Raw genomic sequence first — 26,710 nt, 5'->3', positions numbered from 1 at the left:
GTGACCGATTTCCCTGTTTTCCACTGGACCGACGCCGACGGCGCCGATCATGCCGTGCGCTGGCGCTCCGAAGCCGGCGTGCAACCGCCGAAGCGCGCGGTGGCCGCCGACGATCGCGTCACCGCCGACGCGGCCTACCGCCTTGCGTGCGAGGGCACCGCGCTCGTCTGGCAGGGCGACTTCCAGAATGCGCGCCAGCTCGTGCAGGCGATGGCGCGCCGTGTCGAGCGCAAGCCGAAGAAGGCGAAAGCCGCGGCCGGCGTCGACGCATTCAACCTGCATCGTCTCGCGCAGTCGCAGCGCGCCCGCACGCTCGGCATGCTGCTGATCCCGCTCGATGCCGACTACACGATCCCGCTGCGCCGCGCGCCCGACGTGCGCGCCGCATGCGAAGAGGCGTACGGGCCCGGCGGCGCACCGTCGGTCGTGTCGTTGCGCGAACTGCTCGGCCTCGTCGGCGCGCATGAATGGCGCAAGAAGGGCGTGCCGATCCCGGCGCTCGGCGGCGCGCCGATCCATCCGCACTACGGCGTGTTCTCGCCGGTGCGCGGCGAATACGTCGAACTCGTCGCGCGCGCGCCGCTGCCGGCGACGTCGCTCGCGTTCGACATCGGCACGGGTACCGGCGTGCTGGCGGCCGTGCTTGCATCGCGCGGCGTTGAGCGTGTCGTTGCGACCGACCAGGATCCGCGGGCGCTCGCCTGTGCGCGCGAGAACGTCGAACGGCTTGGCCACGCGAGTCGCGTCGAGGTCGTCGAGGCGGATCTGTTTCCGGCCGGCCGTGCGCCGCTCGTGGTCTGCAATCCGCCGTGGGTGCCGGCCCGGCCGAGCGCGCCGATCGAATACGCGGTCTACGATCCGGACAGCCGCATGCTGCGCGGTTTCCTCGCGGGGCTCGCCGCGCACCTCGCGCCGGGCGGCGAAGGCTGGCTGATCCTGTCCGATTTCGCCGAGCACCTCGGCCTGCGGCCGCGTGACACGCTGCTGCAATGGATCGACGAAGCGGGCCTCGTCGTGCTCGGCCGCGACGACATTCGCCCCGCGCACCCGAAGTCGATGGACGCCGGCGATCCGCTGCACGCGGCACGCCACGCCGAGGTCACGTCGCTCTGGCGGCTCGGCGCACGAGCGTGACTGCGCATTTTCGGTAAACTATCGCCATTCCTCACGAATTCCCGCCGCCGGGCCGTGGTCGACCGACCGTGGCCCGGCGCCGCTTCACGATGTCGAACAAGACCCACGAAATCCGCCCGGAGCAGTCCGTCGAGCTGCTGAAGGAACTGCACATCCTCACCCGCGACGGAAAGCTGAACCAGGACAGCCGCCGCAAGCTGAAGCAGGTCTATCACCTGTTCCAGTTCATCGAGCCGCTGCTGGCCAGCGTGCAGGCCGACAAAAGCAACGTGACGCTCGTCGATCACGGTGCCGGCAAGTCGTATCTCGGCTTCATCCTGTACGACCTGTTCTTCAAGCAGCAGCCGGGGCACGGCACGCCGGCGTTCGCGTCGCACGTGTACGGGATCGAGACCCGCGAGGAGCTCGTCACGCGTTCGGCCGAGCTTGCCGCGCGGCTCGGGTTCGGCGGCATGTCGTTCCTGAACCTGTCGGTTGCCGATTCGATCACGTCGTCGCAGCTGCCCGAAACCGTCGACGTCGTCACCGCGCTGCACGCGTGCGACACGGCGACCGACGACGCGATCCGCTTCGCGCTCGCGAAGCGCGCGCAGCACATCGTGCTGGTGCCGTGCTGCCAGGCGGAAGTCGCGGGCGTGCTGCGCAAGAACAAGGGCAAGTCGCTCGCGAACGCGCTGACCGAGGTGTGGCGGCATCCGCTGCATACGCGCGAATTCGGCAGCCAGATCACCAACGTGCTGCGCTGCCTGCAGCTCGAGGCGCACGGCTACCAGGTCAGCGTGACCGAGCTGGTCGGCTGGGAGCATTCGATGAAGAACGAACTGATCATCGCGCAGTACAAGAACCTGCCGCGCCGGCGGCCCGGCGAGCGATTGAACGAGATCCTCGGGATGTTCGGCCTCGCCGAACTGAACGAGCGCTTCTTCGTGGCGGAAGCCGCGGCGGCGGGCGGCGAGGCTGTCGAGCCGACCGAAGGCTGACGCGCAACCCGCGCGCCCGCGTGCGGCGTCAGACGTCGTCGTCCGGCCGGCGCATCCATTCGCGCCAGCCGTCGTGGCCGAGGCGACGCAGCGTTTCCTGGTTCTTTTCGTAGATCGCGGACGCGTTCGGGAACGCGTCGACCGCGCGCGCAATGCTGTCCTCGCGCAGCAGGTGCAGGATCGGATACGGTGCGCGGTTCGTGTAGTTCTCGATGTCGTCGGGTTCGCTGCCTTCGAACCGGTAGTGCGGATGGAAGCTCGCGATCTGCAGCACGCCGTCGAGCCGCAATTGCCGCACCAGCCGGTCGGCAAAGAACAGCGCATCGTTGTAGTCGATGAAATCGGCGAACGCATGCGGGAAGATCACAAGCGTCGTGTCGACCTGCTGCGGGTCTGCCGCGTCGAGCGCGCGCAACTCGGTTTCGAGTTCGGCGAGTGCGTCTTCCAGCGTCGTCGCTTCGCTGATCGCGTAGCGCACCTGCTCCTTCACATAGACGCTTTTCGCGAACGGGCACAGATTGAGCCCGATCACCGCGCGCGCGAGCCAGTGCCGCGTGGCGGCGAGGATGTCGTCGTGCGATTCGGGGCGGGTGTCGGTCATTGTGAAACCAGTCGGGCGGAGGGGCGGCGAGGGCCGCATTGTAGCGGGCGCGCCGTCACGCGCATGCGGCTTCGATCAACTGCGTGACGAGCGCGGGCGCAACGCCGATCGGCGTTGCGCCGTGCCGGTAGGTCTGGCTGGCCGCATAGATGCCTTCGATCACCAGCGCGAGCGAGTCGGCGAGCGCCTGCGGCTGTCGCGCGCCGGCGTCTTCGCACAGTGCGGCGAGCCGCTTCATCAGCTGTTCCTTGTTCTGCGCGACGCGCTCGCGTGCCGGGTGCGACGCATCCGGGAATTCCGCGGCCACATTGACGAACGGGCAGCCGCGGTAATCGTTCTGCGTCGCGCGCTCGGCGAGATCGACGAAATACTGGATCAGTTGCGCTTTCGGCTGGCCCGGGTGCTTCGCGACGCTCGTGTCGAAGCGCTCGAAGAAACACGCATCCATCCGCTCCAGATACGCGAGGATCAGCTCGTCCTTCGACGAGAATTGGCGATACAGGCTCATCTTGTTGACGCCCGCACGCTCCACGACCGCCTCGACGCCCACCGTACGAACGCCTTCCTTGTAAAACAGCTCCTCGGCGGCGCGCAGCAGGTGCTCCTGCGCGGTGGCGCCGTCGATCGGCCGGCGTGTGCGGCGCGCCGGCGGTTTGGCGATCTCGATGCCCGACATGATGACCCTCGACTGCATATTGGATTGCTTGACATGTTACCGATTGGTCACTACGATCGCGACACACTTGTGACCGGTCGGTAACAATGCCGACTGGATCAACAGACAAATGCCAAGCGTCGGCCCGGGTCAGCCGATGCAGCGTGCGGCGGAGGTGGCCTGGCTGGGTGGGGCGGAGCGGGTGCGCAGGCGCCGGAGCCGCCAACTGGAGAACGCGAAGATGAACTGGGCGGTGACACGAATCGGCGGGCGCTTCCACTACGGATGGCTCGCGGCGGCGGTGGTATTCCTGATCCTGCTGGCGGCGGCCGGCACGCGCGCGACGCCGAGCGTGCTGATGGTGCCGCTCGAACGCGAGCTCGGCTGGAGCCGCGCGGCAATTTCGCTGGCGATCTCGGTGAACATTGCGCTGTACGGGCTGACGGGGCCGTTCGCGGCCGCTGCGATGCAGCGCTTCGGGTTGCGCCCGACGATCCTCACCGCGCTCGTGACGATGAGCGCAGGCGTCGCGCTGTCGTCGATGATGACGCAGAGCTGGCAGATGGTGGTGATCTGGGGCCTGATGGTCGGTTGCTCGACGGGCGTCGTCGCGCTGACGCTGTCCGCGACCTTCGTCACGCGCTGGTTCCATGCGCGGCGCGGCCTCGTGATGGGGATCCTGACCGCGAGCACGGCCACCGGCCAGCTCGTGTTCCTGCCGATGCTCGCGGCGATCGCGCAGCGTCATGGCTGGCGGCCGGTCGTGCTGGTCGTCGCGGTCGCGGCCGCGATCGTGATTCCGCTCGTTGCGTTCCTGTTGCCCGAACGGCCGGCCGACTTGCAGCTGCGCCCGTACGGCGAGCCGGCCGATGCGCCGCCCGCGCCCGAGGCGACGAAGGAGAACCCGCTCGCGGTCGCGTTCGGTACGCTGCTGACGGCGAGCCGTTCGCGCGATTTCTGGCTGCTGTTCTTCAGCTTCTTCATCTGTGGCGCGAGCACCAACGGTTACGTCGGCACGCACCTGATCGCGATGTGCAGCGACTACGGGATGACGGAGGTGCAGGGCGCATCGCTGCTCGCGGCGATGGGGGTGTTCGACCTGTTCGGCACGACGCTGTCGGGCTGGCTGTCCGACCGCTACGACAATCGCGTGCTGTTGTTCTGGTACTACGGGCTGCGCGGGCTGTCGCTGATCTACCTGCCGCACGCGTTCGGGATCGATTTCTTCGGGTTGCCGCTGTTCGCGATGTTTTACGGGCTCGACTGGATCGCTACGGTGCCGCCGACCGTGCGGCTCGCGACCGACGTGTTCGGCAAGGCCGCGGCGCCGGTCGTGTTCGGCTGGATCGTCGCCGGCCACCAGCTCGGCGCGGCGTTCGCGGCGCTCGGTGCGGGGCTGCTGCGCGCGAGCCTCGGCACCTACACGATCGCGTCGATGATCTCGGGCGGGCTGTGCATCGTCGGCGCGCTGATCGTGCTGCGGATTAACCGTGGCCCGTCGCGTGCAGCCGCGCAGGCGGCCTGACCGCGGCTGTCCTGCAGCCCGGGCGGCCGCGCGGCGGTCGGCCGGCCAATGCACACACGGAGATTTGCATAGCGCGGGACGATCGGGCGCGCATCGGCTCAAGCGGGTATGCTTGCGGTTCGCCGGGCGTTCGCGCCCCTTCATCGATGTCAGCGAGGATCCGCATGTCCGTCAAACCTGCTCCCACCACTGTTTCGATTCACGATCTGATCGCGGGCCGCTGGAGCCCGCGCGCGTATTCGGATGAACCCGTCAGCGCCGGCGATCTCCACGCGGTGCTCGAAGCCGCCCGCTGGGCGCCGTCTGCCTACAACGCGCAGCCGTGGCGCTTCATCGTATTCGATCGCACGCAGGACGAAGACGCATTCAAGCGCGCGTTCGCGACGCTGGTGCCGTTCAACCAGGGCTGGAATGCGCCGGCGCCCGTGCTGATCGCGGTGACCGCGCACACGCTCACGCCGAAGGGTGAACCGGCGCCGACCGCGCTGTATGACGCGGGCGCCGCCGCGATGTCGCTGGTGCTGCAGGCGCACGCGCTGGGCCTGGCCGCCCACCAGATGAGCGGCTTCGACGCGAAGGCGTTCCGCGACGCGTTCGCGATTCCGGCCGACGTCACGATTCCGGCGATGATCTCGCTCGGTCACTACGGCAACGTCGACAAGCTCGATCCCGTGCTGCGCGATCGCGAGAAGGCGCCGCGCACGCGTCATGCGATCGGCGAGGTTGTCTATGCGGGCGCGTGGAAGAAGGGCTTCGACGCGGCAGCGTGACCTGCCTGGCGGACGGGCTGCATCGCGCATCCCGCCCGAATGTCTCCGCGGCGCGCCAGCTCGCGCGCCGCTGCCGCCGGGGCCCGTTGCACGGCACCGATGGCCGGCCCCGGTTGTGATCCCGCGGGCTTCATGTTAAAAAGCCCGTCCTTTCCGTTTTCGCGCCGGCCCTGCTGCGGCAACTTCCCATGACTTACTGCGCGATCGATTTCGGCACGTCCAATTCCGCCGTGGCGCTGCCCGACGGCGACGGCATGCGCCTCGCGCCCGTCGAGGGCGACCACCTGACGCTGCCCACCGCGATCTTCTTCAACAACGACGAAGAGACGGTCGAATACGGCCGTGCGGCGCTGGCCTCCTACATCGACGGTTTCGACGGCCGGCTGATGCGCTCGATGAAGAGCATCCTCGGCTCGCCGCTCGCGGAAACGACGACCGATCTCGGCGACGGCAGTGCGATCGCGTACACCGAAATCATCGCGCGCTTCCTGACGCACCTGAAGCGCCGGGCCGAAACCCGAGCGGGTGCGCCGATCGGCCGTGCGGTGCTCGGCCGGCCCGTGTTCTTCGTCGATGACGATCCGCGCGCCGACCGCCTCGCACAGGACCAGCTCGAGGCCGCCGCGCGGTCGATCGGCTTCACGGACGTCCAATTCCAGTACGAACCGATCGCGGCCGCATTCGACTACGAATCGCGCCAGCAGGCGGAGCGCCTCGTGCTCGTCGCCGACATCGGCGGCGGTACGTCCGACTTCTCGCTGGTGCGCGTCGGGCCAGAACGGATGGCTCGGCTCGAGCGCAAGGACGACGTGCTGGCCCATCACGGCGTGCACGTCGCGGGCACCGATTACGACCGGCGCGTCGAGCTGGCGGCGATCCTGCCCGCATTCGGCTACCGTTCGCTCGACCCCGAAGGGCGCGAGCTGCCGAACAAGATCTACTTCGATCTCGCGACTTGGCACCTGATCAATACGGTCTACACGCCGAAGCGGCTCGGCGAGCTGAAGCTGATGAAGCACCTGTACCGGGATGTGCAGCAGTACGACCGGCTCACGAGCGTGGTCGAGCAGCGGCTCGGGCACGCGCTGATGGCGCGTGCGGAAGAAGCGAAGATCGGCGTTGCAGCGGGCGGGGAGACGATGATCGACCTGAACGACGTGGAAGAGGATCTGCAGATCGCGTTCGATGCCGGCCGCCTCGTCGATGCGAGCCACGACGACACCGCGCGCATCGTCGACGCCGCGCGCGAGACGGTGCGGCTCGCGGGTGTGGCGCCGCGCGATGTCGGCGCGCTGTATTTCACCGGCGGCTCGACGGGGCTCGCGTTCCTGTCGGGCGCGCTTGCGGGTGCGTTCCCGGATGCACAGCCGGTGTTCGGCGACCGCCTCGCGAGTGTCGCGACGGGCCTTGGCATTCACGCGCAGCGATTGTTCGGCTGAACGGCGGCGGCCGCAAGGCCACCGTGCCGGACCAGCGCCGAAAAACAAAAAGCCCCGCCGAAGCGGGGCTTTTTAACACGAAATCTCGCGCAAAACTTACATCGGCTTGATGTTCGCAGCTTGCAGACCCTTCGGGCCCGTCTTCACTTCGAATTCAACCTTCTGGTTTTCTTGCAGCGTCTTGAAGCCTTCCGTGCGGATTTCCGAGAAGTGCGCGAACAGATCGTCGCCGCCGCCTTCCGGGGTGATGAAGCCGAAGCCCTTTGCGTCATTGAACCACTTGACGGTACCGGTTGCCATGTTACTTGTTCCTAAAAAGATAAAACGGGGCCGAAGCCCATGGGGTGCGGAAAATCAAGGAAGGGGTAATAGGACCAACCGGAGTACCGTTGATGGGCGAACTACGAAAGAACCAATTCACTCGCCACTTGAAATCCTGCGAGGTTCTTTATACGGCTTATCGACCGCGTGGTCAACCGGATTTCCATTAACTCAGGGTTATTGCGTATATCAGGTTTACAAAGCTTGCAAACGATGCGAATTTTTTGTAGGGGCCGAACGATTTTGGCGCCACGTTTCAGGTGCAACCGTTAAACTACGCGCCGCGTGGCCGGGTTGCCCCGATCGGGTGACTCGCCCCCCCCAAAATTGCATGCGCGGTGCTGTCCGAGCCGATCCCGGACCGCGGGCCGACCATGCTTTTTGAGACACAGGAGAGGATGTGAAGAGTTCTATTCAACGGAACATCGGCCCGTTTGCATTGATGCTGACGGGGCTGGGTTCGATTATCGGCTCGGGCTGGCTGTTCGGTGCCTGGAAGGCCGCGAAGATCGCCGGTCCGGCGGCGATCTGCGCATGGATCATCGGCGCTGTCGTGATTCTCGCAATTGCACTGACGTATGCGGAACTGGGCGCAATGTTCCCCGAATCGGGTGGCATGGTGCGGTACGCGCGCTACTCGCACGGTTCGCTTGTCGGCTTCATCAGCGCCTGGGCGAACTGGATCGCGATCGTATCCGTGATTCCGATCGAGGCCGAAGCGTCGATCCAGTACATGAGCACGTGGCCGTATCCGTGGGCGCATGCCTTGTTCGTGAACGGCGAATTGCAGACACTCGGCCTGCTGCTGTCGGCCGTGCTGGTCGTCATCTACTTCATGCTGAACTACTGGGGCGTCAAGGCCTTCGCGCGGGCGAACACGGCGATCACGATCTTCAAGTTCCTGATCCCCGGCCTCACGATCCTCGGCCTGATGCTGACGAGCTTCCATGCGGAGAACCTCGGCACCGCATCCAATGCGAGCTTCGCGCCGTACGGCTGGTCGGCCGTGCTGACCGCGGTCGCGACGAGCGGCATCGTGTTCGCGTTCAACGGCTTCCAGAGCCCGGTGAACCTGGCCGGTGAAGCGCGCAACCCGTCGCGCAGCGTGCCGTTCGCGGTGATCACGTCGATCCTGCTCGCACTCGTGATCTACGTGCTGCTGCAGATGGCCTACATCGGTTCGGTGAATCCGGCCGACGTCGCGAAGGGCTGGGCGCACTTCAACTTCTCGTCGCCGTTCGCGGAACTCGCGATTGCGCTGAACCTGAACTGGCTGGCGATCCTGTTGTACGTCGACGCGTTCATCAGCCCGAGCGGTACCGGGACGACCTACATGGCGACCACCACCCGCATGATCTACGCGATGGAGCGCAACAACACGATGCCGAAGATGTTCGGCAACGTGCACCCGATCTACGGCGTGCCGCGCCAGGCGATGTGGTTCAACCTGCTCGTGTCGTTCATCTTCCTGTTCTTCTTCCGCGGCTGGAGCTCGCTCGCGGCGGTGATCTCGGTCGCAACGGTGATCTCGTACCTGACCGGCCCGATCAGCCTGATGGCGCTGCGCCGCTCCGCGACCGACATCGAGCGTCCGTTGTCGATTCCGCTGATGAAGCTGATCGCTCCGTTCGCATTCGTGTGCGCATCGCTGATCCTGTACTGGGCGAAGTGGCCGCTGACGGGCGAAATCATCCTGCTGATGATCGTCGCGCTGCCGGTGTACTTCTACTTCCAGGCGAAATCGGGCTGGACCGGCTGGGGCGCCGACCTGAAGGCCGCATGGTGGCTGGTTGCGTACCTGCCGACGATGGCCGTGCTGTCGCTGATCGGCAGCAAGGAATTCGGCGGTCACGGCTACCTGCCGTACGGCTGGGACATGCTGATCGTCGCGGCGATCTCGCTGGTGTTCTACTTCTGGGGTGTGAATACGGGCTACCGGACCCAGTATCTCGACGAGCGTGAGTCGCACGACGAGATCCTCGAAGGGGTCGGTGCCTGACGCGTGACCTGCCGCCGGATTCGGCGGCGGCAGCAAGCAGCGGAAAAAAAGCCCGCCCGAGCGATGCTCGGGCGGGCTTTTTCTTTGTGGCCGACGGTTGCGTCGCGGCTCAGGTGTTGGCGCTCGCGAACACGTAGTTCGTCATCGCAAGCACGCGCTGGTACGTGCCGAGCGACTGGATGCCGAGCTGGTAGTCGTCGTCCGCCGCGCCGAGCGCCGTGAATACCGGCAGCAGATGCTCGTCGGTCGGATGCATCAGCGCCGCGTGCGGCGCTTGCCGACGGTAGTCGAGCAGTGCGTCGACGTCGCGCGCGGCCAGCTTCGCCTCGAACCAGTCGGTGAATTCCGCGACGCGCGGGTCCGCATCCTCCGGTGTCGCACCGAAATCGGCGGCACGCAGATTGTGCGTGATCTGGCCCGAGCCGATCACCATCACGCCTTCGTCGCGCAGCGGTCGCAGCGCGCGGCCGAGCGCGAAGTGGTGCGCCGCATCCGCGCGCGGCTGGATCGACAGCTGGGCCACGGGCACGTCGGCCTCCGGGAACATCAGCAGCATCGGCACCCACGCGCCGTGGTCGAGCCCGTGCTCGGTCGTCGCGGTCGCGATGCCGGCCGCATTCAGTAGCCCGGCCGCGCGCTCGGCGACGTCGGGCGCGCCGGGTGCCGGGTAGCGGATGTCGTACAGCGCCTGCGGAAAACCGTAGAAATCGTGGATCGTTTCCGGATGCGCGGCGATGCTGGCGACGGGCCGCTGCGTGCCCCAGTGCGCGGACAGCATCAGCACTGCGCGCGGGCGCGGCAATTCGGCACCGAGGTGCGTGAACGCGCCGGACGGCATCGTCGGGTCGATCGGCAGCGTCGGCGCGCCGTGGGACAGGTACAGCGAAGGCAAGCGGTTCATGGTGGTGGCCTGCAAAGGGATTTGCCTGTGACTATAGGCGCACACCGAATATTGATAAATCCGTGATTCGGAATTTGATTGACGCTTGTTTGTTGATAATAACGGAGGCGCGGTGCGCGCTACGGCAGATGGGTGCCGCAGTCGTGAAATCGAACGAGTTTCCGTGGAAATCGGCGAAGATGCGCGAAGAACGGATCGGCGGGCGTGCGCTTACTGCGCGTGCCGGATGCCGGCCCACGGCGTCGTCAGCGGTGCGCTGAGCGAGAACAGGTCGAGTACGCGCGTGACGGTCTGGTCAACGAGCTCCTCGATCGTCTTCGGCATCGCATAGAACGCGGGCAGCGGCGGAAAGACGATGCCGCCCATCTCGGTGACGGCGGTCATGTTGCGCAGATGCGCGAGGTTGAACGGCGTTTCGCGCACCATCAGCACGAGGCGGCGGCGTTCCTTCAGCGTGACGTCGGCCGCGCGCGTGATCAGGTTGTCGGACAGCCCGTGCGCGACGCTCGCGAGCGTCTTCATCGAGCATGGCGCGATCACCATCCCGTCGGTCGCGAACGACCCCGATGCGATCGTCGCGCCGACGTCGCGCACCGAGTGCACGACGTCCGCACGGCTTTCGACATCGGCTTTCGGCAGCTTCAGTTCATGCTGGATGTTGAGCCAGCCGGCGTTCGAAATCAGCAGGTGCGTTTCGACGCCGCCGGCGGCGCGCAGCAGGTCGAGCAGCCGGACGCCGTAGATCGCGCCGGTGGCGCCGGTGATCGCGACGATCAGCCGGCGTGGCGGCGCGCTGGGAGATGCCATCGAAAGAGGGGGCGTATTACGCGGCGGCGAACAGTTGCTGCAGTTCGCCCGACTGGTACATCTCCATCATGATGTCCGAGCCGCCGATGAATTCGCCCTTCACGTAGAGCTGCGGGATGGTCGGCCAGTTCGAGAATGCCTTGATGCCCTGGCGGATCTCGTCGTCTTCGAGCACGTTGACCGTCTTGAACTGATCGACGCCACAGGCCTTCAGCACCTGGATGGCGCGGCCAGAGAAGCCGCACATCGGGAATTGTGCGTTGCCCTTCATGAAGAGCACGACCTGGTTTTCGTCGACGATTTGCTTGATACGTTGTTGGGTGTCCATGACTGACCTTGCGTTAGCGGGGCGTTAGATCGAAATGATAGCGGATTTCAACCGGGCGGGCCGGGCATCAGCCCGGCAGGCGGCCGCCTGTCGTGCGTTCGATCGCGGCCAGATCGGCGAGCGACTCGACCGCGACGAAGCCGTGCGAGGCGAGCACCGCGCGCACGGCCTCGGCCTGGTCGTAGCCGTGCTCGATCCAGAGCGTGCCGCCCGGTTTCAGGTAGGTGCCGGCGCCCGCGACGATCGTGCGGATCGCGCTGAGGCCATCGGCATCGTCGGTAAGTGCGCCGCGCGGCTCGAAACGCAGATCGCCCTGCGTGAGGTGCGGATCGTGCCGCGCGATGTATGGCGGGTTGCTGACGATCGTGTCGAAGGCGAGCGCCGGATCGAGTGCTGCGTACCAGTCGCTCTGCAGCCAGTGCAGCGGGCCGCCGGGGCGGTGCACGTCGAGCAGCTTGCCTGCGTTGCGTTGCGCGACCTCGAGCGCGGCCGGTGAACGGTCGAGCGCCCACACGCGTGCGTCGGGCCGCTCGGCAGCGACGGAGACGGCAATCGCGCCGCTGCCCGTGCCGAGATCGAGCACGGCCGGATGCGGCAGCCCGTCGATTGCATCGAGTGCGGCTTCGACGAGCAGTTCGGTTTCAGGGCGCGGGATCAGCACGTCGGGCGTCACGTCGAACGGCCGGCCGAAGAATTCGCGTATCCCGACGAGTTGCGCAACCGGCTCGCCGGCCATGCGACGCGCCTCGAGCGCACGGTAGCGTTCGACCGCGGCCGCGTCGAGCGGCGCGTCGCCGCGCGTGATCAGTTGCGTGCGGGTCCAGCCGAGCGCGTGCGCAAGCAGCACGCGTGCATCGACCGCGTCGAGCGGGGACGCACGCAGCAGTTCTTCGGCGGTGGTGTCGGGCATCGCGGCCTCAGTCGGCATCGCCGAGCGACGCGAGCAGTTCGGCCTGGTGCTCGCTGACCAGCGCGCGGATCAGTTCGTCGAGGTCGCCGTCCATGATCGCCTCGAGCCGGTACAGCGTCAGGTTGATCCGGTGGTCGGTCATCCGGCCCTGCGGGAAGTTGTACGTGCGGATCCGTTCCGAGCGGTCGCCGGAGCCGATCAGGCTCTTGCGCGTCGCGGCTTCCTTCGCGTGCTGCTCGTGGTACTGCTTGTCCTTGATGCGCGCGGCGAGCACTTTCAGCGCACGATCCTTGTTCTTGTGCTGCGAACGGTCGTCCTGGCACTCGACGACGATCCCGGTCGGGATGTGCGTGACGCGCACCGCCGAATCGGTCTTGTTGATGTGCTGGCCGCCCGCGCCGGACGCGCGGAACGTGTCGATCCGCAGGTCGGCCGGATTGATCTCGACCTCGCCGATTTCGTCGGCTTCCGGCATCACTGCAACCGTGCATGCGGACGTGTGGATGCGCCCCTGCGTTTCGGTCGCGGGCACGCGCTGCACGCGATGGCCGCCCGATTCGAACTTCAGGCGCGAATACGCGCCCTGGCCCGCGATCCGCACGATCACTTCCTTGTAGCCGCCGAGATCCGACGCGCTCTCCGACATCATTTCGACCTGCCAGCGCTGGCGTTCCGCGAAGCGCAGGTACATGCGCAGCAGGTCGCCTGCGAACAGCGCCGATTCGTCGCCGCCCGTACCCGCACGGATTTCGACGAAGATGTTGCGGTCGTCGTTCGGATCCTTCGGCAGCAGCATTTTCTGCAGCTCGGTCTCGAGGCGGGTCATGCTCTCGCGCGCGCTGCGAATTTCGTCTTCCGCGAAGTCGCGCATCGACAGATCGCCGAGCAGCTCCTGCGCGGCCGTCTCGTCGCTGCGCGACTGGCGCCACAGCGCGTACTGTTCGACCACCGGGCCGAGTTCCGCATGTTCACGCGTGAGCTTGCGGTACTGGTCGAGGTCGGCCGTGACGTTTTCGCGGCTCAGCAGGTCGTTCAGTTCGGCCAGCCGTGTGGACAGCTGGTCGAGCTTGCGTTGCATGCTCGTCTTCATGGTGTGGAGCGGCGCTCCCGGGCAAGGGGTATTCGGAAAGGATAGGCCGGCGCGCGGCCGGCGGCAGGGCGATCGGCCGGCGCTAGTGGCCGGACTGGTCGTTCGAGCGCGGCGCGTGCTGGTAGAAGCCGCGCATCAGGTCGATCAGCGAATCGCGATCGGCGCCGTTCACGCGGTTGAGCGCGCTCGTCGGGCCGTGGATCAGCTTGTTGGTCAGCGCCTGCGACAGCGCTTCGAGCACGGCGGCCGGATCGTCGCCGCGCGCGAGCAGCTTCTGCGCCTTGTCGACTTCGGCCCGGCGCAGCGCGTCGGCCTGTGTATGCATGTGACGGATCACCGGCACGACGCTGCGCGTGTCGAGCCATTGCATGAAATTCTGCACGCGCGTCTCGATGATCGCTTCGGCCTGCGCAACGGCGGCCTGGCGTGATGCGTTGCCTTCGCGCACGATCGCGCCGAGATCGTCGACGGTGTAGAGGAACACGTCCTTCAGCTTGCCGACTTCGGGCTCGATGTCGCGCGGCACCGCGAGATCGACCATGAAGATCGGCCGGTGGCGGCGCGCCTTTACCGCGCGCTCGACGGCGCCGAGGCCGATGATCGGCAGCGTCGACGCCGTGCACGACACGATGATGTCGAATTCGTGCATGCGGGTCGGTAGATCCGCGAGCGGCATCGCGCGGCCGTTGAAACGTTCGGCGAGGCGCTGGCCGCGTTCGGCCGTGCGGTTCGCGACGACGAGTTCGCGCGGGCCTTGCGCGGCGAAGTGCGTCGCGCACAGCTCGATCATCTCGCCAGCGCCGATGAACAGCACGCGCTGATCGGACACTTTTTCGAAGATCCGTTGCGCGAGGCGCACCGCGGCGGCGGCCATCGACACCGACTGCGTGCCGATTTCGGTCGTGCCGCGCACTTCCTTCGCCACCGCGAATGTGCGCTGGAACAACTGGTTCAGATAGGTGCCGAGCGCGCCGGCTTCCGTCGCGGTGCGGACGGCGTCCTTCATCTGGCCCAGAATCTGCGTTTCGCCGAGCACCATCGAATCGAGGCCGGAGGCGACGCGGAATGCGTGCCGGACCGCTTCCGACTGCGGCAGCGCATAGACGTGCGGTGCGAGCTCGTCGACCGGAATCCGGTGGTACTCCGACAGCCAGCGGACCGCGCCTTCGCGGGCCGCGCGATCGTCTGTCGCGCAATACAGTTCGGTGCGGTTGCAGGTGGAGAGGATCGCCGCTTCGGGCGTATTGGGCGCCTGGGGGCCGAGAAACACGTTCTTGAACGTGACGAGAGCCGGCTTGATCTGCTCGAGCGGAAACGCCACGCGTTCGCGCAGGGCGACAGGCGCAGTGTGGTGATTGATTCCGATCGTGAGGAGTTGCATATCGAGGGCTATCGTTTAGCCCCATATTATAGCGTTTCAGCGATTTCCTCACTCGCCGCATACCGGGCATCAGCGTGGCGGGGCCGGGAATTCGGGGGCTCGATCGGCACGCGGTCGAGCTGATAGCCGTAGCCGTAGAGCGGCAGCAGCCGGTAGCCGCGCTCCGGAAGGAGATGCAGCTTGCTGCGCAGCCGGGACGCGTGGGTATCGAGCGTGCGCGACTTCATGTCGCGGCGGCGCGCCCACACCGTTTCGAGGATATGGGCGCGCGACACCGGCCGCGACAGGTTCGCGAACAGCAACTGCGCAAACCGGAACTCCTTCGGCGTGAGTGAAACGATTGCGTCGCCGAAGCGAACGAGGCAGTGCGTGGCGTCGAAAGCGTATTCGCCATACATTTCGCGCGAGCGGGTCGGCGGCCGGCGTACGCCCGCGCGCCGGCTCAGCGCGTTGACGCGCGCGAGCAGCTCGGGCCCGCTCACCGGGCGCACGAGGCAATCGTCGGCGCCCGCGTGCAGGCACGATACGATTTCGCTTTCGCGCGGCAACTGCATCACGGCGATGGCCGGCAGCCCGGGCAGGATGGTCTGCGCGCGCGGAATGACTTCCTCGGCCGGCTGGTCGCCGGCCCAGTGGCCGGTGATCAGCATGTCGCAGGTGTCGGTGGCGAGCCACTCGAAGAACGCCGTGCTGGACGGAAACGCGTGGCACACATGACCGCCTGCAAAGAGCAGACGGTTCAGGAGCGCGACATGGCGCGTGTCCGGATCGATCAGAGCGATTCGCATGAGAATTTCTTCAATACGGCAGCCGGTGCGCGCTTGCCATAACGTCGAGTCGGCCCCTACACTCGAATGTTCGCGGCACCCGGCTGGTCTCGGGTTCGATGGATGAATCGATGCTAGCCGCTGGCAACGTTCACGCCTATGGGACGAATCTGAATTTATAGAAGGCGTCGAATGAACTGGTTTGGAATCCTTGTCCTGGGAGCGGCCGTCGGGCTGTTCGGCCGATGGCTGCATCCGATGCGGCGCACAGGCCGGCCGGCGTGGTGGATCGCGGTGCTCGCCGGCATCGTCGGCGCGGCCTCGGCCCGCATGGCCGGCAATCTCTCTGGACTGTTTTACGATGGCGAGACGCTCGAATGGCCGGTCTGCACCGGTGTCGCGTTCCTCGCCGTAGCCGTGACGGTCGCGCTGTCGGCCCGTCGCTGAATGCTCTCAGGTGAAATCATGAATGCCCGTCTTCCCGAAGTCTCGCCGGTGCCGGCCCGCCTCGCGCTGCTGCGTGGCGCCATGGCCCGCGAGGACCTGGCCGCCTATCTCGTGCCGTCCGCCGATCCCCATCTGTCCGAGTATCTGCCGGAGCGCTGGCAGGCCCGCCGCTGGCTGTCAGGCTTCACGGGCTCGGTTGGCACGCTGGTCGTGACCGCGGATTTCGCGGGGCTGTGGGTCGACAGCCGCTACTGGGTGCAGGCCGATGCCGAACTGGCCGGCACGGGCGTGCAACTGATGAAGATGACGGGCGGGCAGCAGAGCGCGCCGCACGTCGACTGGCTCGCGCAGAACGTGGCGGCGGGTACGACGGTCGGCGTCGACGGCGCCGTGCTCGGCGTCGCGGCCGCACGCGGGCTGACGGGCGCGCTGAACGCGCGCGGCATCGCGCTGCGCACCGACCTCGACCTGCTCGACGCGATCTGGCCCGAGCGGCCGGGGCTGCCCGGCGACGCGGTGTTCGAGCACGTGGCGCCGCAGGCCGACGCGACGCGTGCGAGCAAGCTGGCCGAAGTGCGCCGCGCGATGCGTGCGCAGGGCGCGCAGTGGCATTTCGTGTCGACGCTCGACGATCTCGCCTGGCTGTTCAACCTGCGCGGCGCCGACGTCAACTTCAACCCGGTGTTCGTTGCGCACGCAATGATCGGCGCCGATCGCGCGACGCTGTTCGTCGCCGACGGCAAGGTGTCGCCGGCCTTGGCCGCGTCGCTTGCACAGGATGGCGTCGACGTTCGTGCCTACGACGCCGCGCGCGCCGCACTCGCGGCGCTGCCCGACGGCGCGACGCTGTTGATCGACCCGCGCCGCGTGACGTTCGGCACGCTCGAGGCCGTGCCGGCCGGCGTGAAGCTCGTCGAGGCCGTGAATCCGTCGACGTTCGCGAAGTCGCGCAAGACGTCCACCGAGATCGAGCACGTGCGCGTGACGATGGAACACGACGGCGCCGCACTCGCGGAATTCTTCACCTGGTTCGAGCAGGCCGTGAACCGCGAGACGATCACCGAGCTGACGATCGAGGAGAAACTCACGGCCGCGCGCGCACGGCGCCCCGGCTATGTGTCGCCGAGCTTCGCGACGATCGCCGGCTTCAACGCGAACGGCGCGATGCCGCACTACCATGCGACGCCCGCGTCGCACGCGACGATCGCCGGCGACGGGCTGCTGCTGATCGATTCGGGTGGCCAGTACGTGACGGGCACGACCGACATCACGCGCGTCGTGCCGGTCGGCACGGTCAGCGACCTGCAGCGGCGCGATTTCACGATCGTGCTGAAATCGATGATGGCGCTGTCGCGCGCCCGTTTCCCGCGCGGCATCCGCTCGCCGATGCTCGACGCGATCGCGCGCGCGCCGATGTGGGCGGCCGGGCTCGACTACGGCCACGGCACGGGGCATGGCGTCGGCTACTTCCTGAACGTGCACGAAGGCCCGCAGGTCATCTCGCACTACGCGCCGGCCGAGCCGTACACGGCGATGGAAGAGGGCATGATCACGTCGATCGAGCCGGGCGTGTACCGTCCCGGCCAGTGGGGCATCCGGATCGAGAACCTGGTCGTGAACCGCGCGGCCGGACAGACGGAATTCGGCGATTTCCTCGCATTCGAGACGCTGACGCTGTGCCCGATCGACACGCGCTGCGTGCTGATCGAGATGCTGCACGAAGACGAGCGCGCGTGGCTGAACACGTATCACGCGACGGTGCGCGAGCGCGTCGGCCGGCACCTGAGCGGCGACGCGAAGGCGTGGCTCGACACGCGCACGCAGCCGATCTGACGCCACGTGCGATAGCGGCCGGAAAGCGATCGAACAACAACATCGAGGACAACAATGGCGGACACAGCAGTGATCGTGGTCGACATGCAGCGCGGTCTGGTGCAGCGGGCGAAGCCCGCGTACCGGCTCGACGACGTCGTGTCGGGCATCAACCGGCTGACGGCGGCGGCGCGCGCGGCGAACGCGCCCGTGTGCTTCGTGCAGCACGACGGCGATGCGGACGACGACATCGTGCCCGGCACATTGGGCTGGGGACTGCATGCGGGGCTGGTCGTCGGGAACGACGACTGGCGTGTGCGCAAGCAGGTGAGCGACTCGTTTCACGACACGCCGCTCGCGGCGCAGCTCGACCGCCATGGCATCCGTTCGGTGCTGATCTGCGGCTATGCAACCGAGTTCTGCGTCGATTCGGCCGCGCGCCGCGCGGCGCTGCTCGGCTACCGGACGACCGTCGTGTCCGATCTGCATACGACGAACGAGCGCACGCACCTGTCGGCCGCGCAGATCGTCGCGCACCATCACTTCGTATGGCAAAACAATTCGCTGTCGGGCAACCCGGTGACGCCACGCCCGCTCGCGGACATCCTGGCGACGGAGTTCGCATGACGATCAAGGCCGTGGTGTTCGATTTCGGCGGCGTGCTGATCGACTGGAGCCCGGAGTACCTTTACCGGGAATTGATTCCCGACGACGCGGAGCGTCGCTGGTTCCTCACGCACGTGTGCGCGATGGACTGGGTGATCCGCCAGGACGGCGGGCAGACGATCGAGGAAGGCACGGCCGAGCTCGTCGCGAAGTTCCCGGAACACGAGGCGCTGATCCGCGCGTTCTACGCACGTTGGCACGAGATGATCGGCGGCGTGCTCGAAGAGGGCGCCTCACTCGTCGACCGGCTGGAGGCGCAGGGGATGCCGCTGTTCGGGCTGACGAACTGGTCCGCGCAGACGTTTCCGTATGCGTGGGACAACTTTCCGGTGCTGCGGCGTTTCAGGGACATCGTCGTGTCGGGCCGTGTGAAGCTCGTGAAACCCGATCCGGCGATCTACCGCGAGATGCATGCGCGGATCGAGCCGCACTTGCCGGGCATCGCGCCGCACGAACTCGTGTTCATCGACGACAACGCGAAGAATGCCGCGGCCGCGACGGCGCTCGACTGGCACGGCATTCATCACACGAGTGCGGCGGCGACCGAGGCGCGGCTGCGCGAACTCGGCGCGCTCGCGTAAGCGGCGGGCGAGCCGCCAGCCATCAGATAGAAAAAGCGGGCCAGTGGCCCGCTTTTTGTTGTGCCGCATCCTGATGCGGCCACCCTCGGCGACCGGCCCTGCGTTGCCGCAGGGCCGGGCACCCGGGCCGTGCCGGTCAGCGGCTGATCGGCTTGTAGCGCAGACGCTTCGGCTTCGCGGCTTCCTCGCCGAGGCGTGCACGCTTGTCGGCTTCGTACTCCTGGTAGTTGCCGTCGAAGAACGTGACCTGCGAATCGCCTTCGAACGCGAGGATGTGCGTCGCGATCCGGTCGAGGAACCAGCGATCGTGCGAGATCACCATCACCGAGCCCGCGAATTCGAGCAGCGCGTCTTCCAGCGCGCGCAGCGTTTCGACGTCGAGGTCGTTCGACGGTTCGTCGAGCAGCAGCACGTTGCCGCCGGAGATCAGGGTCTTCGCGAGGTGCAGGCGGCCGCGTTCACCGCCGGACAGGTTGCCGACGATCTTCTGCTGGTCGCCGCCCTTGAAGTTGAAGCGGCCGATGTACGCGCGCGACGGCGTTTCGTACTTGCCCACCGTCAGCACGTCAGCACCGCCCGAGATTTCCTCGAACACCGTCTTCGAGCCGTCGAGCGCGTCGCGGCTCTGGTCGACATACGCGAGCTTCACGGTCGGCCCCATCACGACTTCGCCCGAATCCGGCTGTTCCTTGCCCGTCAGCATCCGGAACAGCGTCGACTTGCCGGCGCCGTTCGGGCCGATGATGCCGACGATCGCGCCAGCCGGGATCTTCAGGTTCAGGTTGTCGATCAGCAGGCGGTCGCCGAACGCCTTGCTGACGTTCTTGAACTCGATCACTTCATTGCCGAGGCGGTCGCCGACCGGGATGAAGATTTCCTGCGTCTCGTTGCGCTTCTGGTATTCCTGGCTGTTCAGCTCCTCGAAGCGCGCGATACGTGCCTTCGACTTCGCCTGGCGGCCCTTCGGGTTCTGGCGCACCCACTCCAGTTCCTTCTTGATCGCCTTCTGGCGCGCCGATTCCGACGCTTCTTCCTGCTTCAGGCGCTCTTCCTTCTGGTCGAGCCAGCTGCTGTAGTTGCCCTTCCACGGAATGCCGTGGCCGCGGTCGAGTTCGAGAATCCACTCGGCTGCGTTGTCGAGGAAGTAGCGATCGTGGGTGACCGCGACGACGGTGCCCGGGAAGCGCACCAGGAACTGCTCGAGCCAGTCGACCGATTCCGCGTCGAGGTGGTTGGTCGGTTCGTCGAGCAGCAGCATGTCGGGTTTTTCGAGCAGCAGCTTGCACAGCGCGACGCGGCGCTTCTCACCGCCCGACAGGTGTTCGATCTTTGCGTCCCACGACGGCAGGCGCAGTGCGTCGGCGGCCACTTCGAGCTGCTGCTCGGGGCTGCCGCCGTCGCTCGACGCGAGGATCGCTTCGTACTTCGCCTGCTCGGCCGCGAGCGCGTCGAAGTCGGCGTCCGGCTCCGCGTACGCCGCGTAGATTTCCTCGAGCTTCTTGTTGGCCTGGAACAGGTCGCCGAGGCCTTCCTCGACGGCTTCGCGCACCGTCTTCGTCGGGTCGAGCTGCGGCTCCTGCGGCAGGTAGCCGATGTTCAGGTTCGGCATCGGCGTCGCTTCGCCTTCGATGTCCTTGTCGACGCCCGCCATGATGCGGATCAGCGTCGACTTGCCCGAGCCGTTCAGGCCGAGCACGCCGATCTTCGCGCCGGGAAAGAACGACAGCGAGATGTCCTTCAGGATCTGGCGCTTGGGCGGCACGATCTTGCCGACCCGGTTCATCGTGAAAACGTATTGGGCCATTTGGGTGTGAAAGTCAGAAGTGGTTGAGACTGCCGCGCAGCGCGCTGGCGTGGCGGCGTCGGGTGATTCGGTACGGAGCGTGCCGCGCGCGGCGCGGCGGCGCCGCGTGTCGGCGGCGCGAGCGGCTATTGTACTTCGCCGCCGGTTGCCGCTGGCGCGATGCCGGCCTTTTGGCCAGGGTCCTGCTCACAGCCACGCGGCGACGCCGCCGTGCCCCGAGCACGTGCCGCGCCGGTGACGGCTGAAGCTGTACGTACCGTCGCGGCAGCGTGCGCTCGCGCCTTCGGGCACGCGGCCCGATTTCGAATGCGCCGGCGCGTGCACGGTTTCGCCGTCGCGGTTGCGATACGTGTCGTGACGGTCGAGATCGGCTTCGTTGCCGTAGCCGGGCGGTGCGCGGTACGCGTGCGCCGGATGGGGCAGCGCCGCGCACGCGACGAAGACAGCGGCGGACAGGGTCGCGATGCGCGTCGCGCGGCGGAGCAGGGCAGGCATGGTCTCACTCGGTCTGTTGTTATCGGTGCCGGGCCGCATGTTAGCCGATCGGCCGAGGATCGGTGTCGCTCGGGGAGCGCCGCTATGCCGCGCCCGACATCGATGCCGCGCCGTCGGCCTGCGCGGCGTCGAGGATCCATCGGCGAAAAGCGGCGACCTTCGGCCGTTCCGCGTGATGCGGCGGATAGACGAGGTAGTACGCGAAATCGTCGAGCCATGCGACGTCGGCGAGCTGCACGAGCCGGCCGCTTGCCAGCTCGCCGCGTACCATCGCGGCCGGCAGCAGCCCGGCACCCTGGCCGGCGACGATCGCCTGCAGCAACAGGCCCGAGTCGTCGAACGCGGGGCCGCGCGGCGGGCCGAAATCGTCGATCCGCTGCGCGCCGAACCAGATGTGCCAGCCCTTGCGCTCGGCGTCGTGCAACTGCGGCCAGCCGACGAGATCGGCGGGCGTCGCCGGCATGCCGAGCCGCGCAACGAGTCCGGGCGACGCGAGCGCGACGATCTCCACCGTCAGCAGGCGCTCGCTGCACAGCCCGATGTAGCGCCCGAGGCCATGGCGGATCGCGACGTCGACACCGTCGCGCGAGAAATCCGCGAGTGCGTGGCTCGTGACGACCTGCAGGTCGACGTCCGGGCAAGCCTCCGTGAACCGGGCGAGGCGCGGGACGAGCCACGCGGATGCGAAGAACGGCGTGACGCTCACCGTCAGCACGCCGCTGTCGGCGGCGCCCGACACGCGCTGCGACGCATCGGCGATCTGCCTGAACGCGTTGCGCACCGGCGGCAGGTAGTCGCGACCGGCGGCCGTGAGCAGGATGCCGCGGTTGACGCGCTCGAACAGTTGCACGCCGAGATGCGTCTCGAGCGTGCGGATCATCTGGCTGACCGCGCCGGGCGTGACCGACAGCTCCTCGGCGGCCGCCTTCACCGACAGGTGGCGGGCGGCCGCTTCGAATGCGCGCAGCGCGTTGAGGGGCGGCAAGCGGGAACGATTCATTCAGTTTTTCTAAATCGAAAGTCCGACGAAATATCGTTTGAGACGAGGCGTACGCACGAGTACCGTTGACGCATCGGATCGCATGCTTCGCGGCTGCCGGTCGGCGGCCGATGCGATCAACATAGTTCAACTATATCCATGAGGCAATCCGGATGCCGCCCGGCGGCCGGTGGAACCTGAGAGGAGCATCGTCATGAACCGCCCAGGCGCATCGCGCCTTTTCTACGGCTGGTACGTGGTTGCGGCCGCGTTCGCCGTCACGTTCGTCGGTTTCGGCAGCGCGTATACGTTCAGCGCGTTCGTCGAGTCGCTGCAGCGGGATTTTGCCGCGTCGCGCGGGCAGATCTCGCTCGTATTCTCGCTCGCCGGCTTCCTGTATTTCGGTTTCGGCATCGTCAGCGGGCCGCTTGCCGACCGCTTCGGCTCGCGGCGGCTTGCTGTTGCCGGGATGCTGCTGACGGGCGCCGGGCTCGCGGCTGCCGGAGCCGCGCATACGCTGGTGCAGGTCTATGCCGCGTACGGTCTTGGCGTCGGCCTCGGCGTGGGCTGCGCATACGTGCCGGCCGTCGGCGCCGTGCAGCGCTGGTTCGTGCGCCGGCGCGGCTTTGCGTCGGGGCTCGCGGTCGCCGGGATCGGCGTCGGCACGCTGGTGATGCCGCCGCTCGCGTCCGCGCTGATCGCACACGCCGGCTGGCGTGGTGCGTATTTCACGCTGGCCGTGATCGCGGTCGTGATCGGCGCGGGGATGTCGCTGTTGATCGAGAACGATCCGCGTGGCCGGGGGCTGCTGCCGGACGGGGAGGCGGCGCGTGAGCCCGTCGAAGGCGGCGGTGCGAAAGTCACCGAGCGCGATGCGAGGGCTTCGGTGTCTGCCGCCGCCGCGGGTCGCAAGCCGGCTGCCGCTTCTGCGTCTGCCGGTGCGACGGTGCGCGAAGCTGTCATGTCGCGTCCGTTCGCGAGCCTCTACGCGGCATGCCTCATCTGCTCGTTCGGCGTGTTCGTCCCGTTCGTTCACCTCGTGCCGTACGCGCTCGATCATGGCGTCTCGTCATCGACCGCCGTGCTGCTGCTCGGCGCGATCGGCGTCGGCAGCACGGCCGGCCGCTTCTTCCTCGGCGGCCTCGCCGATCGCTTCGGCCGCCGCGCATCGCTGCTCGCGATGTTCGCGGGCATGGCCGTCGCGCTTGTCGCATGGGCGGGTGCCGGCACCGTCGCGACGCTCGCCGCGTTCGCACTCGTGTTCGGCGTGTTCTACGGCGGCTGGGTCGCCGTACTGCCGGCGGTCGCGATGGACTACTTCGGCGGCCGCAACGTGAGCGGGATCATCGGCGTGCTTTATACGAGCGTTGCATTCGGCACGCTGATCGGGCCGACCGCGGCCGGCTTCATCTACGACGCGGGCGGCGGCTATCTCGTGCCGATCCTGGCGAGCGCCGCTGCGAATGCGATCGCCTTCGCGATCGTCGCGACGACGGGGCGTGTGTCGATGGCCGCACGTGCGGCGCGCGGATAGGCGCACTTTCCACGGTGCGCCTTCGCGAATTCCGGTAGGGTGGCCGGATCGTGAACCGAAGTCTTGCAGGCGGGAGGCTCCATGACATTCGATGAAGTCCGGCAGATCGCACTGGCATGGCGCGGCGTCGAGGAAGGCACGTCGTACGGCACGCCCGCGCTCAAGGTGAAGGGCAAGATGCTGGCGCGGCTGCGCGAGGACGGCGACACGCTCGTCGTGAAAGGCGTCGGCCCCGACGAACGCGCGTGGCTGATCGAATCGGAACCCGACGTGTATTACGTGACGGATCACTACGCCGGCTGGCCGATCGTGCTGGTGCGTCTGTCGGCGGCCCGGCCCGACGCCGTGAAAAACCTGCTTCTGCGAGAATGGCAGGCCGTCGTCCCTGCCAAATGGCGCGACGAGATGGCGCGCGGCACGAGCTGATGCACCGGTTGCGGCTGGCTGGCCGGCGTCGCCGGATGCCTTCGACGCGCTCGCGAGCCGCTGCGAACGGGGACAAGCGTTGCATCGATCGACGTCGATGCAACAAGTGGTTCCATCGAAATTCTTCAATTGGTTCTTAGTGAAGAACCGTTTGATGCTTACACTCCTTCGCTTCGAAGGCAGCTGACGAAAGCCGACGGAATGGGTGCACGCGATGCGCCGGCGCCTTGCGCGCGGCATCGCACCCGCAGCTTCGCAGACTGCGCGGCGCACCGTTCCGGAACGGCCCCCGATCCGGCTCGCGCCTGCATCCCCTGCAGGTGCCGCATCCGGCCCGGCTCAAGAACCACAATCCTCCGTGCTGCCTTCACGCGATACCCGGCCATACCGGAACCGTTTTTTGGAGAGAGACAGATGAGTGGAAGCAACACAGGCCTCGGTACGGGCCTGAAGCAGCGGCACGTGACGATGATGTCGATTGCCGGCGTGATCGGCGCGGGTTTGTTCGTCGGCTCCGGCCATGCCATCGCGGAAGCCGGCCCGGCGTCGATCCTCGCGTATGCGATCGCGGGGGTGCTGGTCGTGCTGGTGATGCGCATGCTCGGCGAGATGGCCGTCGCGCATCCGGACAGCGGTTCGTTCTCCACCTATGCCGATCGCGCGATCGGCCACTGGGCCGGTTTTTCGATCGGCTGGCTGTACTGGTGGTTCTGGGTGCTCGTGATCCCGATCGAGGCGACCGCCGCCGCGACCATCCTCAATGCGTGGTTCCCCGGCGTCGCGACCTGGGTCTTCGCGCTCGGCATCACGCTGGTGCTGACGGTGACCAACCTCTTCTCGGTCAAGAACTACGGCGAATTCGAATTCTGGTTCGCGCTGATCAAGGTCATCGCGATCGTCGTGTTCCTGTGCATCGGCGGCGCGGCGATCGTCGGCATCATTCCTGCCCCCGCCGTGTCGGGCGTGTCGAACCTGTTCGTGCATGACGGCTTCATGCCGCACGGCGCGGGCGCGGTGCTCGCGGCGATGCTGACGACGATGTTCTCGTTCCTCGGCACCGAGATCGTGACGATTGCGGCTGCGGAATCGGACAACCCGCAACGCCAGATCGTGCGCGCGACCAACTCGGTGATCTGGCGTATCACGCTGTTCTATCTCGGCTCGATTCTCGTCGTCGCGGCCATCGTGCCGTGGAACGACCCGCTGCTGCCGAAGCACGGTTCGTATCAGCGCGCGATGGAACTGATCGGCATTCCGAATGCGAAGGCGATCATCGACGTGATCGTGCTCGTGTCGGTTGCGAGCTGCCTGAATTCGGCGCTGTACACCGCGTCGCGGATGCTGTTCTCGCTGTCCAAGCGCAAGGATGCGCCGGCGTTCCTGCACCGCACCGATTCGACCGGCACGCCGCGCGCGGCCGTGCTCGCGTCGACCGCGTTCGGCTTCCTGACCGTGATCGCGAACTACCTGATGCCGGAGCAGGTGTTCGGCTTCCTGCTTGCGACGTCGGGTGCGATCGCGCTGCTCGTGTATCTCGTGATCGCGATCTCGCAGTTGCGGATGCGCAAGACGCTCGAATCGAGCGGCGCGGACCTGACGCTGCGGATGTGGCTGTTCCCGTGGCTCACGTGGGCCGTGATCCTGTTCATCTGCGGCACGCTCACCGTGATGTTCGTCAGTGAGGATCACCGGATGGAAGTGGGTGCGACTGCCGTGTTGGCGTTGATCGTGCTGCTGGCGTCGTGGTTGAACAAGCGTGGCCGCGATGCGCAGGCGAGTGAAGTGCGGCGCGTGTCGGCGACCTGATGGAGTGAAGTGATGGCGGGCGGGAACGCCCCGTCATGAAAAATGGCCCGATCGGCGAATGCCGGTTCGGGCCATTTGGTTTTCTGAACTCACCAGCGGATTTCAGCAGCGACACTCCGGCGTGCCGGCATCCTCGTATCAGGATGGTTTCCGCTTGCCAGTTGCCGACAATTTCTTCGCCATCTTCTTTGTCGATGCCGTTGCGCAGATCGCCTTCGCCGCAGGAAGCGTCGAGCCGTCACCCCATTCCTTGTGAGCCGACTTTTCGCAGGATGCGTCTCGCGCCTTCTTCCATTTTGAGATACGTACCTCGAGCGACGCTTTACGATCCGGGTGTTCGCTGACCTGCTTGTCGACGACTTTCTGTAGTTCGCGCTCGGCGACGATCTGGTCGCGTCAGGCGCAGAAATTCATGCTGGTTTGGCTCGAGTCGCAGTTGTTGAGCAGTGCGGCAACGTCGCTGGCCGGTAACCCGCTGCGCGCCGATATCTCGTCGGCCGGTGTCTGGTCTGCGAACGCCGTCGCCGACACCACCATGAACAGCAATAGGCA

Annotated in this window: 26 protein-coding genes and 1 pseudogene; 13 read left to right on the top strand and 14 right to left on the bottom strand. The window is 66.8% G+C overall.

Annotated features, from left to right (window positions below):
• Together B7G54_RS33085 and B7G54_RS33080 are read left to right on the top strand one after the other, a co-directional pair.
• Window positions 1–1,134 carry a methyltransferase gene (locus B7G54_RS33085; RefSeq protein WP_085042931.1) on the top strand — a complete coding sequence of 378 codons (1,134 nt, stop codon included), beginning with the start codon at window positions 1–3 and terminating at the stop codon, window positions 1,132–1,134.
• An 89-nt stretch (window positions 1,135–1,223) separates the two neighbouring features.
• Complete coding sequence (locus tag B7G54_RS33080; protein ID WP_085042961.1) at window positions 1,224–2,114, top strand: class I SAM-dependent methyltransferase; 891 nt, start codon at window positions 1,224–1,226, stop codon at window positions 2,112–2,114.
• A 28-nt stretch (window positions 2,115–2,142) separates the two neighbouring features.
• On the opposite strand, the gene B7G54_RS33075 is transcribed toward B7G54_RS33080, so the two are convergent.
• Both B7G54_RS33075 and B7G54_RS33070 read right to left on the bottom strand, forming a co-directional pair.
• Window positions 2,143–2,715, bottom strand: coding sequence for a DUF1415 domain-containing protein (locus B7G54_RS33075; RefSeq protein ID WP_085042930.1), 573 nt, complete (start codon window positions 2,713–2,715; stop codon window positions 2,143–2,145).
• Between the two features lie 55 nt (window positions 2,716–2,770).
• The gene (locus B7G54_RS33070; RefSeq protein ID WP_085042929.1) at window positions 2,771–3,391 is read right to left on the bottom strand and encodes a TetR/AcrR family transcriptional regulator; all 621 of its coding nucleotides are present in this window, start codon (window positions 3,389–3,391) and stop codon (window positions 2,771–2,773) included.
• 220 nt (window positions 3,392–3,611) lie between these two features.
• On the opposite strand from B7G54_RS33070, the gene B7G54_RS33065 reads away from it, so the two are divergent.
• The 3 genes from B7G54_RS33065 (at window position 3,612) to B7G54_RS33055 (ending at window position 7,104) form a co-directional block, all read left to right on the top strand.
• Window positions 3,612–4,895 (top strand): MFS transporter, encoded by a 1,284-nt coding sequence (locus tag B7G54_RS33065; RefSeq protein WP_085042960.1) that lies wholly within the window; start codon window positions 3,612–3,614, stop codon window positions 4,893–4,895.
• Between the two features lie 164 nt (window positions 4,896–5,059).
• A complete protein-coding gene (locus B7G54_RS33060; RefSeq protein ID WP_085042928.1) occupies window positions 5,060–5,665 on the top strand; it encodes a nitroreductase family protein in 606 nt (201 codons plus the stop codon).
• Between the two features lie 188 nt (window positions 5,666–5,853).
• Window positions 5,854–7,104 carry an Hsp70 family protein gene (locus B7G54_RS33055; protein WP_085042927.1) on the top strand — a complete coding sequence of 417 codons (1,251 nt, stop codon included), beginning with the start codon at window positions 5,854–5,856 and terminating at the stop codon, window positions 7,102–7,104.
• Window positions 7,105–7,200: 96 nt separating this feature from the next.
• On the opposite strand, the gene B7G54_RS33050 is transcribed toward B7G54_RS33055, so the two are convergent.
• Window positions 7,201–7,404: a cold-shock protein gene (locus tag B7G54_RS33050; protein WP_085042926.1), complete on the bottom strand. Its 204-nt coding sequence runs from the start codon at window positions 7,402–7,404 to the stop codon at window positions 7,201–7,203.
• 421 nt (window positions 7,405–7,825) lie between these two features.
• Here B7G54_RS33050 and B7G54_RS33045 point away from each other — a divergent pair, with 421 nt between their 5' ends.
• Complete coding sequence (locus B7G54_RS33045) at window positions 7,826–9,424, top strand: APC family permease (RefSeq protein ID WP_039352109.1); 1,599 nt, start codon at window positions 7,826–7,828, stop codon at window positions 9,422–9,424.
• 109 nt (window positions 9,425–9,533) lie between these two features.
• On the opposite strand, the gene B7G54_RS33040 is transcribed toward B7G54_RS33045, so the two are convergent.
• The 7 genes from B7G54_RS33040 to B7G54_RS33010 form a co-directional block, all read right to left on the bottom strand.
• Window positions 9,534–10,325: a DODA-type extradiol aromatic ring-opening family dioxygenase gene (locus B7G54_RS33040; protein WP_085042925.1), complete on the bottom strand. Its 792-nt coding sequence runs from the start codon at window positions 10,323–10,325 to the stop codon at window positions 9,534–9,536.
• A 210-nt stretch (window positions 10,326–10,535) separates the two neighbouring features.
• Window positions 10,536–11,132, bottom strand: coding sequence for a UbiX family flavin prenyltransferase (locus B7G54_RS33035; protein WP_085042924.1), 597 nt, complete (start codon window positions 11,130–11,132; stop codon window positions 10,536–10,538).
• 16 nt (window positions 11,133–11,148) lie between these two features.
• Window positions 11,149–11,460: a Grx4 family monothiol glutaredoxin gene (gene grxD / locus B7G54_RS33030; protein WP_011350791.1), complete on the bottom strand. Its 312-nt coding sequence runs from the start codon at window positions 11,458–11,460 to the stop codon at window positions 11,149–11,151.
• 67 nt (window positions 11,461–11,527) lie between these two features.
• Entirely contained in the window at window positions 11,528–12,370 is an 843-nt protein-coding gene (prmC, locus tag B7G54_RS33025; protein WP_085042959.1) for a peptide chain release factor N(5)-glutamine methyltransferase, read from the bottom strand.
• Window positions 12,371–12,377: 7 nt separating this feature from the next.
• Window positions 12,378–13,460: a peptide chain release factor 1 gene (prfA, locus tag B7G54_RS33020; protein WP_085042923.1), complete on the bottom strand. Its 1,083-nt coding sequence runs from the start codon at window positions 13,458–13,460 to the stop codon at window positions 12,378–12,380.
• A gap of 82 nt (window positions 13,461–13,542) precedes the next feature.
• Window positions 13,543–14,841 carry a glutamyl-tRNA reductase gene (gene hemA / locus B7G54_RS33015; RefSeq protein ID WP_011350794.1) on the bottom strand — a complete coding sequence of 433 codons (1,299 nt, stop codon included), beginning with the start codon at window positions 14,839–14,841 and terminating at the stop codon, window positions 13,543–13,545.
• Window positions 14,842–14,867: 26 nt separating this feature from the next.
• A complete protein-coding gene (locus tag B7G54_RS33010) occupies window positions 14,868–15,629 on the bottom strand; it encodes a response regulator transcription factor (RefSeq protein WP_085042922.1) in 762 nt (253 codons plus the stop codon).
• Between the two features lie 171 nt (window positions 15,630–15,800).
• On the opposite strand from B7G54_RS33010, the gene B7G54_RS33005 reads away from it, so the two are divergent.
• Genes B7G54_RS33005 through B7G54_RS32990 form a run of 4 tightly spaced genes read left to right on the top strand, consistent with a single transcriptional unit; the run spans window position 15,801 to window position 19,114 of the window.
• On the top strand, window positions 15,801–16,055 hold the full coding sequence (locus tag B7G54_RS33005; protein ID WP_085042921.1) for a hypothetical protein: 255 nt from the start codon (window positions 15,801–15,803) through the stop codon (window positions 16,053–16,055).
• Between the two features lie 18 nt (window positions 16,056–16,073).
• A complete protein-coding gene (locus B7G54_RS33000; protein ID WP_085042920.1) occupies window positions 16,074–17,888 on the top strand; it encodes an aminopeptidase P family protein in 1,815 nt (604 codons plus the stop codon).
• A gap of 54 nt (window positions 17,889–17,942) precedes the next feature.
• Complete coding sequence (locus B7G54_RS32995; RefSeq protein WP_085042919.1) at window positions 17,943–18,494, top strand: isochorismatase family protein; 552 nt, start codon at window positions 17,943–17,945, stop codon at window positions 18,492–18,494.
• Window positions 18,491–19,114, top strand: a complete 624-nt coding sequence (locus B7G54_RS32990) for an HAD family hydrolase (protein ID WP_085042918.1) — start codon at window positions 18,491–18,493, stop codon at window positions 19,112–19,114. Before B7G54_RS32995 ends, B7G54_RS32990 begins: the two co-directional genes overlap by 4 nt.
• A 136-nt stretch (window positions 19,115–19,250) precedes the next feature.
• On the opposite strand, the gene ettA is transcribed toward B7G54_RS32990, so the two are convergent.
• The 3 genes from ettA to gcvA all read right to left on the bottom strand — a co-directional run bounded on the left by ettA (window position 19,251) and on the right by gcvA (window position 22,413).
• Window positions 19,251–20,918, bottom strand: coding sequence for an energy-dependent translational throttle protein EttA (ettA, locus tag B7G54_RS32985; RefSeq protein WP_085042917.1), 1,668 nt, complete (start codon window positions 20,916–20,918; stop codon window positions 19,251–19,253).
• Window positions 20,919–21,104: 186 nt separating this feature from the next.
• Window positions 21,105–21,413 (bottom strand): DUF3761 domain-containing protein, encoded by a 309-nt coding sequence (locus B7G54_RS32980; protein ID WP_085042916.1) that lies wholly within the window; start codon window positions 21,411–21,413, stop codon window positions 21,105–21,107.
• An 82-nt stretch (window positions 21,414–21,495) separates the two neighbouring features.
• Entirely contained in the window at window positions 21,496–22,413 is a 918-nt protein-coding gene (gene gcvA / locus B7G54_RS32975; RefSeq protein WP_085042915.1) for a transcriptional regulator GcvA, read from the bottom strand.
• Window positions 22,414–22,606: 193 nt separating this feature from the next.
• Between gcvA and B7G54_RS32970 the strand changes: the two genes are divergently transcribed.
• The 3 genes from B7G54_RS32970 to gabP all read left to right on the top strand — a co-directional run bounded on the left by B7G54_RS32970 (window position 22,607) and on the right by gabP (window position 26,158).
• Window positions 22,607–23,926, top strand: coding sequence for an MFS transporter (locus B7G54_RS32970; RefSeq protein WP_085042914.1), 1,320 nt, complete (start codon window positions 22,607–22,609; stop codon window positions 23,924–23,926).
• Between the two features lie 81 nt (window positions 23,927–24,007).
• Window positions 24,008–24,352: an MmcQ/YjbR family DNA-binding protein gene (locus B7G54_RS32965; RefSeq protein ID WP_085042913.1), complete on the top strand. Its 345-nt coding sequence runs from the start codon at window positions 24,008–24,010 to the stop codon at window positions 24,350–24,352.
• 414 nt (window positions 24,353–24,766) lie between these two features.
• Window positions 24,767–26,158: a GABA permease gene (gabP, locus tag B7G54_RS32960; RefSeq protein ID WP_085042912.1), complete on the top strand. Its 1,392-nt coding sequence runs from the start codon at window positions 24,767–24,769 to the stop codon at window positions 26,156–26,158.
• A 138-nt stretch (window positions 26,159–26,296) separates the two neighbouring features.
• Here gabP and B7G54_RS40270 read toward each other — a convergent pair.
• Window positions 26,297–26,695, bottom strand: a pseudogene (locus tag B7G54_RS40270) (lysozyme inhibitor LprI family protein).
• Window positions 26,696–26,710 lie beyond the last annotated feature (15 nt).

The sequence above is a fragment of the Burkholderia puraquae genome, assembly GCF_002099195.1.
Classification (GTDB): domain Bacteria; phylum Pseudomonadota; class Gammaproteobacteria; order Burkholderiales; family Burkholderiaceae; genus Burkholderia; species Burkholderia puraquae.
Note: the sequence above shows the minus strand (reverse complement) of the source record. Positions and strands in the feature narration are given on the sequence as shown.